Origin of the sequence: Pseudomonas lundensis (assembly GCF_015377145.2) — a bacterium.
GTDB classification, from domain to species: Bacteria; Pseudomonadota; Gammaproteobacteria; order Pseudomonadales; family Pseudomonadaceae; genus Aquipseudomonas; species Aquipseudomonas lundensis.
The window spans coordinates 4,861,136-4,876,434 of record NZ_CP062158.2 but is presented as its reverse complement, the minus strand read 5'-3'; the positions used below and the strand labels follow the sequence as shown (position 1 = coordinate 4,876,434).

Annotated in this window: 14 protein-coding genes; 9 read left to right on the top strand and 5 right to left on the bottom strand. The window is 54.9% G+C overall.

The features are described from left to right. Positions 1-168: 168 nt before the first annotated feature. The gene (locus IF654_RS22715) at positions 169-936 is read left to right on the top strand and encodes a DeoR/GlpR family DNA-binding transcription regulator (RefSeq protein WP_047279019.1); all 768 of its coding nucleotides are present in this window, start codon (positions 169-171) and stop codon (positions 934-936) included. A 9-nt stretch (positions 937-945) separates the two neighbouring features. Then, entirely contained in the window at positions 946-2,781 is a 1,836-nt protein-coding gene (gene glmS, locus IF654_RS22710) for a glutamine--fructose-6-phosphate transaminase (isomerizing) (protein ID WP_047279020.1), read from the top strand. A 175-nt stretch (positions 2,782-2,956) separates the two neighbouring features. Here the strand turns inward: glmS and IF654_RS22705 are convergent, their stop codons facing one another. After that, on the bottom strand, positions 2,957-3,919 hold the full coding sequence (locus IF654_RS22705; protein ID WP_047279022.1) for a bifunctional GNAT family N-acetyltransferase/nucleoside diphosphate kinase regulator: 963 nt from the start codon (positions 3,917-3,919) through the stop codon (positions 2,957-2,959). Between the two features lie 298 nt (positions 3,920-4,217). Here IF654_RS22705 and IF654_RS22700 point away from each other — a divergent pair, with 298 nt between their 5' ends. Continuing rightward, on the top strand, positions 4,218-5,543 hold the full coding sequence (locus IF654_RS22700) for a serine hydrolase domain-containing protein (protein WP_047283360.1): 1,326 nt from the start codon (positions 4,218-4,220) through the stop codon (positions 5,541-5,543). Between the two features lie 178 nt (positions 5,544-5,721). After that, complete coding sequence (cfaB, locus tag IF654_RS22695; RefSeq protein ID WP_047279024.1) at positions 5,722-6,909, top strand: C17 cyclopropane fatty acid synthase CfaB; 1,188 nt, start codon at positions 5,722-5,724, stop codon at positions 6,907-6,909. 58 nt (positions 6,910-6,967) lie between these two features. Here cfaB and cls read toward each other — a convergent pair whose 3' ends face one another. Beyond that, positions 6,968-8,407: a cardiolipin synthase gene (cls, locus tag IF654_RS22690; protein ID WP_047283332.1), complete on the bottom strand. Its 1,440-nt coding sequence runs from the start codon at positions 8,405-8,407 to the stop codon at positions 6,968-6,970. 137 nt (positions 8,408-8,544) lie between these two features. On the opposite strand from cls, the gene IF654_RS22685 reads away from it, so the two are divergent. Then, positions 8,545-9,063: a DUF3617 domain-containing protein gene (locus IF654_RS22685; protein ID WP_047279719.1), complete on the top strand. Its 519-nt coding sequence runs from the start codon at positions 8,545-8,547 to the stop codon at positions 9,061-9,063. A gap of 50 nt (positions 9,064-9,113) precedes the next feature. Here the strand turns inward: IF654_RS22685 and folE2 are convergent, their stop codons facing one another. Continuing rightward, entirely contained in the window at positions 9,114-10,007 is an 894-nt protein-coding gene (gene folE2, locus IF654_RS22680; RefSeq protein ID WP_194862852.1) for a GTP cyclohydrolase FolE2, read from the bottom strand. Between the two features lie 144 nt (positions 10,008-10,151). Here folE2 and zigA point away from each other — a divergent pair, with 144 nt between their 5' ends. From zigA to IF654_RS22665, 3 genes are read left to right on the top strand one after another with little or no spacing between them, the layout of a single operon-like run. Beyond that, positions 10,152-11,360, top strand: coding sequence for a zinc metallochaperone GTPase ZigA (gene zigA / locus IF654_RS22675; protein ID WP_047283334.1), 1,209 nt, complete (start codon positions 10,152-10,154; stop codon positions 11,358-11,360). Then, positions 11,360-11,998 carry a DUF1826 domain-containing protein gene (locus IF654_RS22670; protein WP_047283335.1) on the top strand — a complete coding sequence of 213 codons (639 nt, stop codon included), beginning with the start codon at positions 11,360-11,362 and terminating at the stop codon, positions 11,996-11,998. Before zigA ends, IF654_RS22670 begins: the two co-directional genes overlap by 1 nt. Before the next feature lie 40 nt (positions 11,999-12,038). Continuing rightward, on the top strand, positions 12,039-13,004 hold the full coding sequence (locus tag IF654_RS22665; RefSeq protein ID WP_047283361.1) for a CobW family GTP-binding protein: 966 nt from the start codon (positions 12,039-12,041) through the stop codon (positions 13,002-13,004). A gap of 219 nt (positions 13,005-13,223) precedes the next feature. On the opposite strand, the gene IF654_RS22660 is transcribed toward IF654_RS22665, so the two are convergent. Further along, positions 13,224-13,631, bottom strand: a complete 408-nt coding sequence (locus tag IF654_RS22660; RefSeq protein ID WP_047279036.1) for a DUF3301 domain-containing protein — start codon at positions 13,629-13,631, stop codon at positions 13,224-13,226. Positions 13,632-13,744: 113 nt separating this feature from the next. Between IF654_RS22660 and pdxY the strand changes: the two genes are divergently transcribed. Next, positions 13,745-14,617: a pyridoxal kinase PdxY gene (gene pdxY, locus IF654_RS22655; RefSeq protein WP_047279037.1), complete on the top strand. Its 873-nt coding sequence runs from the start codon at positions 13,745-13,747 to the stop codon at positions 14,615-14,617. 96 nt (positions 14,618-14,713) lie between these two features. Here the strand turns inward: pdxY and IF654_RS22650 are convergent, their stop codons facing one another. Next, positions 14,714-15,199 (bottom strand): acyl-CoA thioesterase, encoded by a 486-nt coding sequence (locus tag IF654_RS22650; RefSeq protein ID WP_047279223.1) that lies wholly within the window; start codon positions 15,197-15,199, stop codon positions 14,714-14,716. Positions 15,200-15,299: the final 100 nt, after the last annotated feature.

The window sequence follows — 15,299 nt, the reverse complement described above, 5'->3', positions numbered from 1 at the left end:
CTGTGGATAAGGGCTTTTTTTATTCATACCGATCGATCCTGAATCACCTCTGGTTATCAGGATTTGAAGAGTTATGCACAGCAAAAACCTCAAAAATTCCGTTGACGTCGAATTCGAGATCAGGTCTCATTGCTTTCGTTATCTTTCGAAACGAAACTTAAGGCGTTTATGTCAAAGCGCAATACTCCACAGCGTAGACACAACATCCTTGGCCTGCTCAATGAGCAAGGCGAAGTCAGTGTGGATGAGCTGGCCAAACGCTTCGAAACTTCAGAGGTTACGATTCGCAAGGATTTAGCCGCCCTCGAAAGTAATGGGCTGCTTTTGCGCCGTTACGGCGGGGCTATCACCTTGCCGCAAGAGTTAGTGATAGACCCGACGCAACCGGTGTCACTGTATAAGCAAGCCATTGCCCGGGCGGCCGTCAATCTGCTCAAAGAACATGCGCGCATCATCATCGACAGTGGCAGCACCACGGCTGCCATGATTCCTCAACTCGGGTTGCAGCCGGGCCTGGTGGTCATGACCAATTCACTTCATGTCGCCAATGCCTTGAGTGAACTGGAACACGAGCCGGTGTTGCTCATGACAGGTGGAACCTGGGACCCGCATTCGGAATCTTTTCAGGGCCAGGTGGCCGAACAGGTGCTGCGATCGTACGACTTTGATCAATTGTTCATTGGCGCTGACGGCATCGACTTGCAGCGCGGCACCACCACGTTCAACGAATTGTTGGGGCTGAGCCGGGTCATGGCAGACGTCGCGCGCGAAGTGATCGTGATGGTGGAGGCCGACAAAATCGGTCGCAAAATACCCAATCTGGAACTGCCCTGGAGCAGCGTCCATACCCTTATTACTGATGATCGCTTGCCTCAAGAAGCGCGCGAACAGATTCAGGCCCGAGGCATAACCTTGTTATGCGCGGCACTTAGTTAGGAGAACGTTATGTGTGGAATTGTTGGCGCAGTCGCTGAACGTAATATCACGGCCATTCTGCTCGAAGGCCTGAAGCGTCTTGAATACCGCGGGTATGACAGTGCCGGTGTCGCTGTTTTCACGAACAACGGCACGCTGGAGCGCATGCGTCGCAACGGCAAAGTGGCAGAGCTTGAACAAGCGCTGGCCGGCGAACCGTTGGTGGGGCGTCTAGGTATCGCTCACACCCGCTGGGCTACACACGGCGCTCCCTGCGAGCGCAATGCGCATCCGCACTTTTCGGGCTCCGATCTGGCAGTCGTGCACAACGGCATCATCGAAAACCATGAAGCCCTGCGCGAACAACTCAAGGGACTGGGCTACGTATTTACCTCGGACACTGACACTGAAGTCATCGCACACCTGCTTAACCATAAGCTCAAAGATAACAACGACCTGACGGCGGCCCTCAAAGCGACCGTCAAAGAGTTGCACGGGGCTTATGGTTTGGCAGTTATCAGTGCCAAACAACCGGACCGTCTGGTTGCTGCTCGCAGCGGCAGCCCACTGGTGATTGGCCTGGGTCTGGGGGAAAACTTCCTGGCCTCTGATCAACTGGCCCTGCGCCAGGTCACTGACCGGTTCATGTACCTGGAAGAAGGCGACATCGCTGAGATCCGCCGCGACAGCGTTCAGATCTGGGATGTGAATGGCCACAGCGTTCAGCGTGAAACCGTGCAGTACAGCGACGGCGCCGAAGCAGCCGACAAAGGTGAGTTTCGTCACTACATGCTCAAGGAAATTCACGAGCAGCCTTCGGTCGTTCAACGCACGTTGGAAAACCGCTTGGGTCAAGACCACGTCTTGGTCCAGGCTTTTGGTCCACACGCGGCCGAACTGTTTGCCAAGGTCCGCAATGTTCAGATCGTCGCCTGTGGCACCAGCTACCACGCTGGCATGGTTGCGCGTTACTGGCTGGAGTCTTTGGCAGGCATTCCTTGCCAGGTCGAAGTGGCCAGTGAATTCCGTTATCGCAAAGTGGTGGTCCAGCCAGACACCTTGTTCGTTTCAATCTCGCAATCGGGCGAGACCGCTGACACGTTGGCCGCTTTGCGCAACGCTAAAGAGCTGGGCTTCCTGGGCAGTCTGGCCATTTGTAACGTTGGCATCAGCTCGCTAGTACGTGAGTCTGACCTGACGCTGCTGACCCAGGCGGGTCGAGAAATTGGTGTGGCTTCCACCAAAGCCTTCACCACCCAACTGGTGGGGCTGTTGCTACTGACGCTGTCGTTGGGGCAAGTACGCGGTACGTTGGAGGAGGGGGTTGAAGCCCAACTGGTAGAAGAACTGCGTCGCTTGCCTGCCCGACTGGGAGAAGCACTGGCGATGGATGCGACCGTCGAAAAAGTCGCGGAGTTGTTCGCTGACAAACATCACACCCTGTTCCTGGGTCGCGGTGCTCAGTTCCCGGTGGCGATGGAAGGTGCACTCAAGCTGAAGGAAATTTCGTATATCCACGCAGAAGCCTATCCGGCCGGTGAGTTGAAACATGGACCGCTCGCGCTGGTGGATAACGACATGCCGGTAGTGACCGTCGCGCCGAATAACGAATTGCTGGAAAAGTTGAAATCCAACTTGCAGGAAGTACGTGCACGCGGTGGCGAGTTGATTGTTTTCGCGGATGAACAAGCGGCCATGACTAATGGGGAAGGCACGCATGTGATTAACATGCCGCACATCCATGACGTACTGGCGCCCATCCTCTACACCATCCCGTTGCAATTGTTGTCGTACTACGTCGCTGTGCTCAAAGGAACGGACGTCGACCAGCCGCGCAACTTGGCGAAATCCGTCACTGTTGAATAAGTGCCCCGACGATAAAAGTCGTTGGTATTAGACAATTAAAATTGTCGCAGGAGTCGGCAGGTCTGCCTTGCCGCCTCCTGCCTTTCCCAACGGGCCGCTCAGGCCCGTAAAGCGTGACCCCCGTTCTTCGGGGGATCCTCGCAACGGATAGACAAACACTCAGTGAACAACGCCATTAAAGGTGGAAGTCGCCCGCAGCCTCCGGCTGGTACAGCACTTTCCTGATCTCAATGCGGCGCGTGCGATCTGAAATTCGCCAGTTGATGGCGTCCCCCTCTTGATAACCCAGAATCGCGGCGCCGATGTCGGATGACACGGAATATTTGCCTGCGTCGCTGTCCGCGTCTTCAGGGTAGACCAAGGCCACTTCCATCTCTTCGCCATCCAGCTGCAGCAAGGCCCTGGAGTTCATCGTGACGACATTGCTCGCCACCTGCTGCGGGTTGACGACAACCGCGCGCTCTAACTCATGTTCGAGTTCCACAACAACTGGGCCTTGTTCCAGCGCGATTAGACTCTCGAGCCTGGCCTTGTCGATTTCAGTGATGTAGATCCGGGTGGCGTCGTCAACGGCCCCTTCGCGCAATAACTTAAGATAACGTCCCGCTGTCATGGAGAACGACTTCAAGGTCGGCGTTTCGCTCTCAAGCTTAAAGCCGCTGCGCAGAAAGGCTTTGAGTGAACGCGCGTTATCCGGATGAATCTTGGCGATGAGCTTCTTGGCTCGCATGTCGAGGAAGGCCATTTTCATGCCCTCGCGGATCGTGCGGGCGCCGAGGTTTCGGCCCCATTTTTCGCTGTCTCCAATGGCCAGAACGATCTCGCACTCAGAGCCGGTCTTGATTAATCGGACAAAGCCCACCGGGTCGTCATACCGGTCATAGGCCATAAAAAATCGGCCGCCCCGGTTGAACAGGTGGGTCAGGATCGGCAATTGAGTCCGGTCGATCGCGTGTTCGAGGGTGCGTGAGACATCACGCGAATCGCTCAGGTAGCAGGTGACACGTTCATCTTCCAACCAATCCATCAACGTCAGCGCGTGCGCCCGAGTTACTTCAGGGCACAGCGAAATGAAAGGCTTGTTCATCTTCACCACACGTATTTGTAAAGGATGAAAGCCTGTCATGGCGATGACCATGCTGGTTCTTTCGGCAACCGGCTATGTTAAGACATATCGTGAGTAATGCCGAATCGATCTAAGAACGTGAGCAATCATGCCCCGGTTTTGTTGGTGCTTCACGTCAGGAGACTTAACAGGGTGGAAAGCGGCCGTCTGTCCACGCTGCTATAAAAAACGCGTCAGCCGTTGATTAACCTCTGTTCAGGCTATGCAAACTCACCCCTTTTCGCGCAAGGTGGTGTGCGGCCATGAATCGGACAAGGAACATTCGTTTCAGCACTTGGCCATTGTTTTGTTCCTCTGCAGAGGCCTCTTCATGTTCAAGCGTTTATCCAGACCCGCGCGCATCAGTCTCTTTTGTCTTTCAACGCTGGCCGCCTCTGTCGCCAGTGCCGCCGATACCCCTTATCCGGATGCGGCTGCCAGCGATCCTGCAAAAATGGGCTGGATGGTGGGGGCTCCGCCACCGCCTGACCGTATCATTCGCTTCGCTGATGGCAGTTATTTCAAGTTTCCGGCCATGCGCTGGAGCGTCTCCAACTTCCGCCAATTGATGCCGACCACTAACGTATCCCGTGGTTTGGGCGCTCCAGTACCGTTAGCACGTGCGTTGCGCACCGACATCGATCAACTGACGTTTATCCCGACTGGCAGCACAGAACCCATGACTTGGGAGCAATCACTGGCGGCCAACTACACCGACGGCATTGTTGTGTTGCATCGCGGCAAGGTGGTGTACGAACGGTATTTTGGTGTGTTGAACCCTGAAGGTGAGCACGCCGCCATGTCGGTGACCAAATCGGTGGTCGGGACAATGGGAGCGATGTTGGTGGCGGATGGCACATTGGATGCCAATAAAAAAATTGTCGATTACGTGCCTGAACTGGCCAACTCAGCGTTTGCCACGGCCACGCTGCGTCAGGTACTCGACATGACCACCGCGCTTAAATTCAGTGAAGACTACGCCGACCCCAAGGCGGAAGTCTGGCAGCACGCAATGGCCGGTAACCCGCTGCCCAAGCCGGCAGGCTACACCGGACCTCAAACCTACATGGAATACCTGCAAACGGTTCAACCTCTGGGCGAACATGGCAAAGCCTTTGGGTACAAGACCGTGAACTCGGATGTCCTGGGTTGGGTCATTGCCCGGGTAACGGGGCGCAATGTGGCGCAGTTGCTGTCGGAGAAAATCTGGCAACGTCTGGGGGCCGAGCAAGATGCCTACTTTACGGTGGACTCCATCGGTACACCGTTTGCCGGTGGCGGCTTCAATGCCGGGCTGCGAGACATGGCGAGGTTCGGCGAGTTAATGCGCAACGATGGTCAATATTTGGGGCAACAAATTGTCCCCAAAGCGGTGGTGGATGATATTCGGGCGGGTGGGGATAAAGCAGCCTTTGCCAAGGCAGGCTACGACCAACTTAAAGGTGGCAGCTACCGCAACATGTGGTGGGTGACGCATAACGCCGACGGTGCCTACATGGCTCGCGGCGTATATGGGCAGCGCATCTACATCGACCCTAAAGCTGAGATGGTGATTGTGCGTTTCGCCTCAAACCCCATTGCCAGTAATTCGGCCAATGACCCGGTGACCATTCCTGCGTTCGAAGCGTTGGCCAAACAGTTAATCGCTCACCCCTGATACTGCAAGGCGTGACTATCCGGTTTGCGCTTCGTTTTGAATGATTCAACGTCTGGGGCGGTGAAACTTAAAAAAGGTTTCATCCGCTCTAGATCAAACCTTCTGGCCCGTGAGCCTGACAGTTTCAGTTAATCGACTACCCTTATTTTTTGACGTCTGAAATGAGGGAGGACTACTGATGCTTGCGCAACTGCCACCAGCTTTACAGAATCTCAAAATTCCACTTCGCCTGAAGCTATGGGATGGTCTCGAATTCGACTTGGGCCCAACGCCCAGTGTCACGATCGTGGTTAAGGATCCAACCATCGTTTCAGAAATCACCCACCCCACGCTCGACTTGCTAGGCAGCGCTTTTGTAGAAGGGCGCCTGGAGCTGGCTGAAGGTTCTATCAGTGAAGTCATCCGGGTGTGCGATGAGCTCAGCCAGGCGCTATTGGTTGAGGACGATGACGCCACGCCCCCGCGCCAGCACCACGACAAGGCGACAGATGCCGAGTCGATTTCCTACCATTACGATGTGTCCAACGCGTTTTATCAGCTCTGGCTGGATCGCGACATGGTTTACTCCTGTGGGTATTTCGAGACGGGCGAAGAAAGTCTGGAGGAGGCGCAACAGGCAAAATTTCGTCACCTGTGCCGTAAGTTGCGACTTAAGCCGGGCGAATACCTGCTGGACGTTGGATGTGGTTGGGGCGGGCTTGCGCGCTTCGCCGCCCGGGAGTTCGGGGTCAAAGTGTTCGGTATTACCTTGAGCAAGGAACAACTTGCCTTGGCTAAAGAGCGCGTTAAGGCGCAAGGCCTACAAGATAAGGTCGACCTGCAACTGTTGGATTATCGGGATCTGCCTCAGGACGGACGTTTCGACAAGATTGTGAGCGTGGGCATGTTTGAACACGTCGGGCACGCCAACCTGCGAGAGTACTGCCAGATTTTGTTTAATGCCGTGCGTGAAGGCGGCTTGGTGATGAACCACGGTATTACCGCCAAGCACACCGACGGTCGTCAGGTGGGACGCGGGGCGGGCGAGTTCATCGAGCGCTATGTGTTTCCCAACGGGGAGTTGCCGCACCTGTCGATGATGAGTGCCGAGATCAGTGAAGCCGGGCTGGAAGTGGTCGATGTCGAAAGTTTACGCCTGCATTACGCGCGTACGCTGGAGCATTGGAGTCAGCGCCTGGAGCAGAACCTTGATGCCGCGGCCAACGAAGTCCCCGAACAGATTTTGCGTATTTGGCGGCTTTATCTGGCAGGTTGCGCTTATGCCTTTACCCGTGGCTGGATAAACATTCATCAGATTCTGGCCACCAAACCCCATGCGGATGGCTCAATTGAATTACCCCCAACACGTGCAGATATCTATCGCTGAGCGATGCTTGGCCCTGAGATTTGATGAAAACCGTGCCACTGAGTGACACGGTTTTTATTTATAGAACGGGCGAAACCAGGCGCGCAATGCGCATCCCCAGTTGCTGTAAATGGTGGGTGCTTTTGATGTCGTCTTCGGTGATTTCCCGAGCCAGTGCGAAGTCGTCATGCAGCATGTGTTCGACTTCTCGGGCAAAGGATTCATCGACCGTCAATAACATCACTTCAAAGTTAAGCCGGAACGAACGGTTATCCATATTGGCGCTGCCGATGGCGCTGATTTCGTTGTCGACCAACACGACCTTTTGATGAACGAACCCTGGCTGATAACGGAATATTTTTACCCCGGCCCGGACCGCTTCGAAGGCATACAGACTTGAAGCGGCGTACACAATTTTGTGATCCGGGCGCGAGGGAATCAGAATCCGTACATCTACCCCGCGCAACACGGCGAGTCTAAGAGCCGAAAATACAGCCTCGTCGGGTACGAAGTAGGGCGTCGTAATCCATACGCGTTCGTTAGCAGCATGGATGGCTTCGACGAAAAACAACGAGCAGGTTTCGTATGAGTCGGCAGGGCCACTGGCCAAAAACTGACACAGCACGCCACCCTCCGGGTAGGTCTGAGGCAAGATGAGGGGCGGCAACTTACGGGCCGCCCAGAACCAGTCTTCTGCAAATGACTCTTGCAAGCAGGCCACCACGGGGCCACTCACTTCCACGTGGGTATCGCGCCATGGGGACAAGGGAGGCTTGGCGCCCAAGTATTCATCCCCGACGTTATGCCCGCCGACGAACCCTTTAACCCCATCGACCACGACGACTTTACGGTGGTTGCGGAAGTTGACCTGGAAGCGACTGATCCAGCCCCCGCGTGTCGCGAAAGCCTTTGCCTGAACACCGCCAGCTCCCAGGGTTTCAGCATAACTTCCGGGCAAGGAGTGGCTGCCGATGCTGTCGTATAGCAAATACACCTGTACGCCTTGGGCGGCTTTTTTCAGCAACAAGGCGTGCAGTTTCTTACCCAGGTCATCGTCATGGACGATAAAAAACTGTACCAGCACCACCTCTTTGGCCGCTTCAATGGCGGCAAAAATGGCATCGAAGGTGGCGGCTCCATTGATGAGTAACCGAACCTGATTGTTGGCCAGGCAAGGCATGCGGCCTAACTTCGGCATTGCGCGCAGCGAGGTATACGCTTTTGAATTACGTGCCGCCAGCGCTTCTTCTACCCAAGGTCTCCAGTCCAGATTGGCAATGGCCTCACGCATTTCCTGGTTGGCCTGTCGACGCGCTTTGATGTAATCGTCGAACGTACTGCGCCCAAAAATCAAATAAGGAATCAGGGTGAAGTAGGGGATGAAGAACAACGACATGGCCCAGGCAATTGCACCTTGAGCGGTTCTCACGGTTAATACCGCATGCACCGCGGCAATCAAACCCAGGGTGTGGATCAATAAAATCAGATAACCGAAAACGTGCGGGCCGAGATAATCCATGCGTATCCTTGCTCCTCAATGTTTAACGCCAAGTACGTAAAAGACCACGTTCTGGTATGAATGTCCCTAATTGTTTGCTGATGCAACACCCGCTGTTTTGTGACGTCTAACGCTGACTTATCAATAGGAGCTGCTTGATGAATGTTCGTTTGCTTGGGCTTGTCATGGCCTTTGGTTTATCGATCCCTGTGGCTCAAGCCCAAATGTTGCAACCCGGTCTGTGGGAGCTGACGTCGAGCAATATGCAGGTGGACGGTAATCAACTCCCCGATTTTCAAATGATGATGGGTCAACTCAAAACCATGCTGACCCCTGAGCAATTGGCTCAACTGGAGAAGCAAGGCATCAACATGGGCGGTAAAGGTGTTCGGGTATGCCTGACCCCTGAACAGGTGAAATCCGATTCCATCCCCCTGACTGATCCCCAGTCGGGATGTCAGCAGCAGATCACTGAGCGTAGTGGAAATCAGTGGAAGTTTCGCTTTAGTTGTCCAAAAGCTCAGGGGGCAGGTGTGGCGACATTTGCCAGTGATCGTGAATTCACGACCCATGTCACGGGCACCTTCAATGCCACAGGCCTTAAGCAAACGGGGAGCCTGGATTCCCAGGCTGTCTGGTTGGGTGCTGATTGTGGAACCGTAAAACCTCGCGCCTAAAGCGATATGCCGCGCGCTGCACCGTCAGCGCGCGGTTAACTCTGCAATGCTTATCTACGCCAATTCCAACGACTCTTCGCGACAGCATCATGGCTGTGCAAACTCTCTGCATGCACCACCTTCAGATTGAAACCTTTCACCGATGATGTGGACTTCAGTGCCACATGCAACCGACGCACTGCATCCTCGCAAAACATCAAGTTCTGTCCATTGGCTAACGCGAAGGCTTGCTCGTCCTCGCGTTTCACAGCGGTTTGTACGGTGGTGCCCAGTGCCTTTTCGGCCTTATCAATGACGTGCTCAATAGGGAAATTGTCTCCGTCTTCGCGGATGTGCATTTGCAAGTGAGCTGTACTTCTCTGGCTATGGGGGGTCGCTACAATCCCTCGCGTACTGCCGAGCCACGCTAAAACCTCGGCGTGCTGAAGTGTTTTATTTGCGTAGTCATCGACAAATTTCTGCTGGATGAGTTGTCGTGCCAAGGCTGCTGAGCAGGGGCACGTTGATGAATATTCCACTTCAACATTTAGTTCCACGTGGAACATTCCGTTTTCCAGGGATGCTTTTATTTCCACGGGATAACTCTTCCAACCACTCAATGGGCTGATCAATGCCGGCCGCTTCAAGAGCATTTGAGTGTTGAGATTCAGGTAGGCGCACGTGGACAAATCGTCATGCGAGTCTAAAAAACGCTGCATAATTTTCTTCAAAAGTGCGGGGTTCACGGCCTGCGAATCTAAAACTTCGAGCGCTAAAAATAAGCGTGACATGTGAATTCCGCGCGCTTCGCCATCATCGAGGCTGACTCCCGCATCGGCTGTCGCTGCTAAGCGTTGCCCATTAATCACAACTGGCAGCGCAATGCCGCACATGCCGACCCAATCCAAGGGAATGTCGTGAAGCGCAGTTTGTGAGGCAATGTCAGGCAGGGTGAGAGAGGTCATGTGTGTTTTCCATTACGGGAATGTGTTTGTGTTACACAGTAACAAATATGGCTTTGTATTGTTATAGTGTATCAATTGCGTCGCTTGCGTCGGTCGCTCTCACAAGCGGGCGTTTTGACCTGCTCACCCTGATGAGGAATCACCATGCCCAAACGTCTTCCCGTAACAGTGCTGTCAGGTTTTCTCGGTGCAGGCAAAAGCACCCTGTTGAATCACATCTTGCGCAATCGTGACGATCTGCGCGTGGCCGTCATCGTCAATGATATGAGTGAGATAAATATCGATGGAGCTGAGGTTCAGCGCGATGTCACCCTGAACCGTGCGGAAGAAAAATTGGTGGAACTGAGCAATGGGTGTATCTGCTGCACCTTGCGCGAAGACCTTTTAGAGGAGGTCAGCAAATTGGCCAAGGAAGGCCGCTTTGATTATTTATTGATCGAATCCACCGGCATCTCTGAGCCTTTGCCTGTCGCTGAAACATTCACCTTTCGAGATGACGCGGGTCAAAGCCTGGCGGATATCGCACGTCTGGATACCATGGTGACGGTCGTGGATGGGCTTAACTTTCTGCGCGATTTTCAGGCCGCCGAGCAGTTGGCGTCTCGCGGTGAAACCCTGGGAGAAGACGACGAGCGCTCAATCACCGATTTGCTGATCGAACAGGTCGAATTTGCAGACGTCATTTTGATCAGCAAGATGGATCTCATCAGCCGGGCCGAACGTGAAGAACTAAAGGCCATTCTTCAGCGACTGAACGCAGAAGCCGAAATTCTTCCAATGGTGATGGGAGAAATTGCGCTGAAAAAAATCCTCGATACCCGCCGCTTCGACTTTGAGCGTGCTGCCCAGTCGCCGGGCTGGTTGAAGGAAATGCGCGGGGAACATGTGCCTGAAACCCAGGAGTACGGCATCGCTTCGACGGTCTATCGTGCGGTTCGGCCTTTTCACCCTGAGCGTTTTTTTAACGTTATCGACCGGCCCTGGACCAACGGTAAATTGCTGCGCTCCAAAGGTTTTTTCTGGCTGGCGAGCAAGTACCAGGAGGCCGGTAGCTGGTCTCAGGCAGGGGGCTTGATGCGGTATGGATACGCGGGCCGCTGGTGGCGTTTTGTACCCCAGGATCAATGGCCTGAAGATGCAGAAACTCGCGCCGAAATCTTTAAAAAATGGCTTCCTGAGACAGCAGATTGTCGTCAGGAATTGGTGTTTATCGGTCAGCACATCGACTTCAACGCACTCACCGTCGAACTAGATGCCTGCTTGCTGACCGATGCTGAAGTCGCAATGGGCCCTGAAGCCTGGCTACAGCTAAGCGACCCGTTTGGCGACTGGTACAGCGAGGTGGCCGCGTGATGAAGGCTGACGCACGCCTTATTCAACATGCACAGGGGAAAGCCCCGCAGGTATTGACGCGTATCCACGAGGAAGGCGTAAACATGGCCGTGTGGCAACGCGCCCTGCCGGTCCATATCGCAGACTTCTGTGCGCTGTTGTTGTCACTTGATGAGCCCCTGTCGCAAGCCTTGAGCTTCGAATTACCCGATGAAAATACGCCGCCCAATCTGCAAGGGCTGGCGCAGCGATTCTGCGACCTGGAAGGCTATACGGCCTTCATGGCAGATGTTTGCTGGCTAGTCAGTGCCTACGCGTGCCTGCTTGGGGCCAAGCGCGTTGGACTGCGCCTCAGAGCCCTGGATAAAGCCATGTGTCCGCGCTTTCATGTGGACCATGTGCCCGCACGACTGGTGACGACTTATGCCGGGCCGGGCAGCGAGTGGGTAGAAGAAGGCGTGATGGACCGTCAGCATTTAGGCAATGATCAGGCTGAGGGCCCCGACAGGACGTTCATTCAGCAGATGAGCGCGGGAGACGTCGCGCTGCTTAAAGGCGAAAAGTGGCAGGGCAATCAGGGGGCGGGTTTGATCCATCGTTCACCGGCATTGAAAACCGGGGAGCGACGGCTGATTTTGACCCTCGACTGGCTCGCCTGAGGCATATTGCAGCCTTGGATTCCTAAAGAAGCGGGCGATGATGTTGCACAACATTCCTACTCATGTGATCGCCGGGCCGCTCGGTGCAGGTAAAACCAGTCTGATTCAGCACCTGATGGCACAGAAGCCTGCACACGAGCGCTGGGCGGTTTTGGTGAATGAGTTCGGGCAAATCGGTCTCGACGCGGCCTTGATGAGTTCGGCAGATGATCAAATCGCGATCACTGAAGTGGCGGGCGGGTGCGTGTGTTGCGTGAACGGCGCGCCTTTTCAAATTGGCTTGAGCCGCCTTTTGCGCAAGGCAAAACCCGACCGCCTGTTCATCGAACCCTCTGGCCTTGGCCATCCCGCGCGCATCCTCCAGCAGTTAAGCGTGACGCCCTGGCTGGGTGTTTTGGCGCTACAACCCTGCGTCATGGTCTTGGATACCGAAGCACTCGCTCAGGGAAAACCCTTGCCGCAAAGTCAGCGCGAAGCCTTGGAAATGGCCGGTTTATTGGTCATGAATAAATCTAATAGTGTGGAAAAAGAGCAACGTGAGCAGATTGCATCATGCCTGCCAAAGTGCCCTCTGCTATGGACCGAACAGGGCTACATCCCGCTAAATACGCTGCCTGTAGCCACTATTAGCGATATTCATGCTGTGGATAACTCATTGATTTATAAGGATTTTAATTCAATAGGTAGCATTTTTTCCGGGCCTGAGACGCCCATTATTGTGTTCAGTCAGCAGCCTGAAGGGTGGAGTGCCGGCTGGAAATGGCATCCGTCGCGCCAGTTTGATCTGCAAGCGCTGATCCGATGGCTTGAAGGCCTGAATTGGCTGCGTGCAAAGCTGGTTGTTCATGGATCTGCGGGCTGGATGTCCTCAAATTCGCTGAAAAATCGGCTGGAACCCTGGAAAAACGCTGAATGGCGCAAAGATTCACGTATTGAACTGATCTTCGACGCCCCGCAGGACCTGAATGCCCTGACAGAAGGCCTGCAACAATGCCTTTCGCACTGAATTTCCTCTGAAAAGTGCCAATCTGTACTGGTAAAGTTGTCCTACAATTCGTGCTGATTGCGAAAAATTGAGCTGAAAATATCCACTGGAAAGCGTCTATTTAGGGGTTTTCAGGCGTTTTTAGTGCAATCTGCAAGAAAGTTATCCACAGGCCGCCTAAAGAACGTAGAGAAGGCTGCCGCGTCCCAGGAGAGGATCAAGTTTCTCCCGGGTTCGGCACTATTGGCGGGGTTTGGTGTGTTGCTGGCGCCATTGGCTGAGTTCGATGACTTGAGCGCTGGGGATATCGCGCTGTTCAGGCTCTGGCTCAGCCTTGAACGGGTAGGGGGCCAGTTCAATTTTGGCGCTGTGGGCTCCAAATTGAGTGATGGTGCCCGCATGGCGCTGATCACCGGTGACGGTGAATTCAAAGTTATACACACGGGCCAGGCGGCGATTGCCCTTGGCGTCCGGGATAAAGGCGATTTTCTTCAGGGCCACGTTTTCATCGAGTAACTCGATGTCGAGTTTGTTGCAGTGCTGTTTGACGCGCTCCAACGCCCGCTCGCGCATGCCGTGGTTGTGCCACAGCCAGGCAGCACCTGTTGCCAACAACATCAGCACAAACATATTTCCAAGGGTCAGCATCACATGTGCTCCAACAGAGTGGGCTCAGCTTAACTGCGTCTTCAGCCTGTCGTACAGGTTGCTTTTCGTCGCATACTGCGTGGCTTGAATCCACACGCAGTCTGGAAGCCGGCATGAAACGTACGCCTCACTTACTCGCCATCCAATCCCACGTGGTTTTCGGCCATGCCGGCAACAGCGCGGCCGTTTTTCCCATGCAGCGCGTGGGCGTCAATGTATGGCCTTTGAATACCGTGCAGTTCTCAAACCACACTCAGTATGGCCAATGGGCTGGCGAAGTGCTGGCCCCGGACCAAATTCCGGCGTTGGTTGACGGGATTGCCGCCATCGGTGAGCTGGGCAACTGCGACGCCGTGTTATCCGGCTATTTGGGCAGCGCTGCGCAAGGGCGAGCCATTCTCAGTGGGGTCGCGCGGATCAAGGCCGTTAACCCCAACGCGCTGTACCTGTGCGACCCGGTCATGGGGCACCCGGAGAAAGGCTGCATTGTGCCGTACGAAGTCAGTGATTTTCTGCTGAATGAAGCGGCCGCCGTGGCCGACTTTCTGTGCCCCAACCAGTTGGAGCTGGACAGCTTCTGTGGTCGTCACCCGCAGTCGCTGTTCGATTGCCTGGCGATGGCGCGCAGCCTGTTGGCACGCGGCCCCAAGGCCGTTCTGGTCAAGCACTTGTCCTACCCTGGCAAGCCGGAAGAAAGTTTCGAAATGCTGCTGGTCACCCCTGAAGGCAATTGGCACCTGCGCCGCCCATTACTGGCGTTTCCCCGTCAGCCCGTCGGTGTGGGCGACTTGACGTCCGGCTTGTTCCTGGCGCGGGTATTGCTGGGAGATAGCCTGGTCGCCGCGTTCGAATTTGCCGCTTCGGCCGTGCATGAAGTGCTGCTGGAAACCCAGGCGTGCACCAGCTACGAACTGCAACTGGTGCGTGCCCAGGACCGCATTGCTCACCCGCGAGTGCGGTTTGAGGCGATGCCGATCCACCTGTAAACCCCGTTTGCTGGCGATAAAACCTTCCCGGTCATTCAAAAATGACGGAATGGGCTGAATCGCCAGCACGCATGCTCCTACAGGAGCGGCTGAGGTTTACAGCGTTTCGTCTTTCAATTCCTGATAGCGTTTTTCCAGTTCCTGTCGGATCTGACGACGCTGTTTACCCTGGATAAAGCGACGTTTGTCTTCGCTGTTAACGGGCTGTAAAGGCGGTACAGCCGCCGGCTTGCGATCATCGTCCACCGCCACCATGGTGAAGAAGCAGCTGTTGGTGTGACGCACGGAGCGCTCACGGATGTTTTCAGTGACGACCTTGATCCCCACTTCCATCGACGTGGTGCCGGTGTAGTTGACCGAGGCCAGAAAGGTCACCAGCTCACCGACATGCACCGGCTCGCGAAAAATAACCTGATCGACTGACAGGGTCACGACATAGCGCCCGGCATAGCGGCTAGCACAGGCGTAGGCGACTTCGTCGAGGTACTTGAGCAGGGTTCCGCCGTGAACATTGCCAGAAAAATTGGCCATGTCCGGGGTCATCAAGACCGTCATCGACAGTTGGGCGTTTCCGGGTTCCATAGCAGCAGGCTCGCGGTAAAGTTGCAGCAGTGAAAAAGGTATCTCTGTGGATACTTTTCGCGTTTTTGAAAGCTTCAACAACGGGACGCTGCCGCACGGG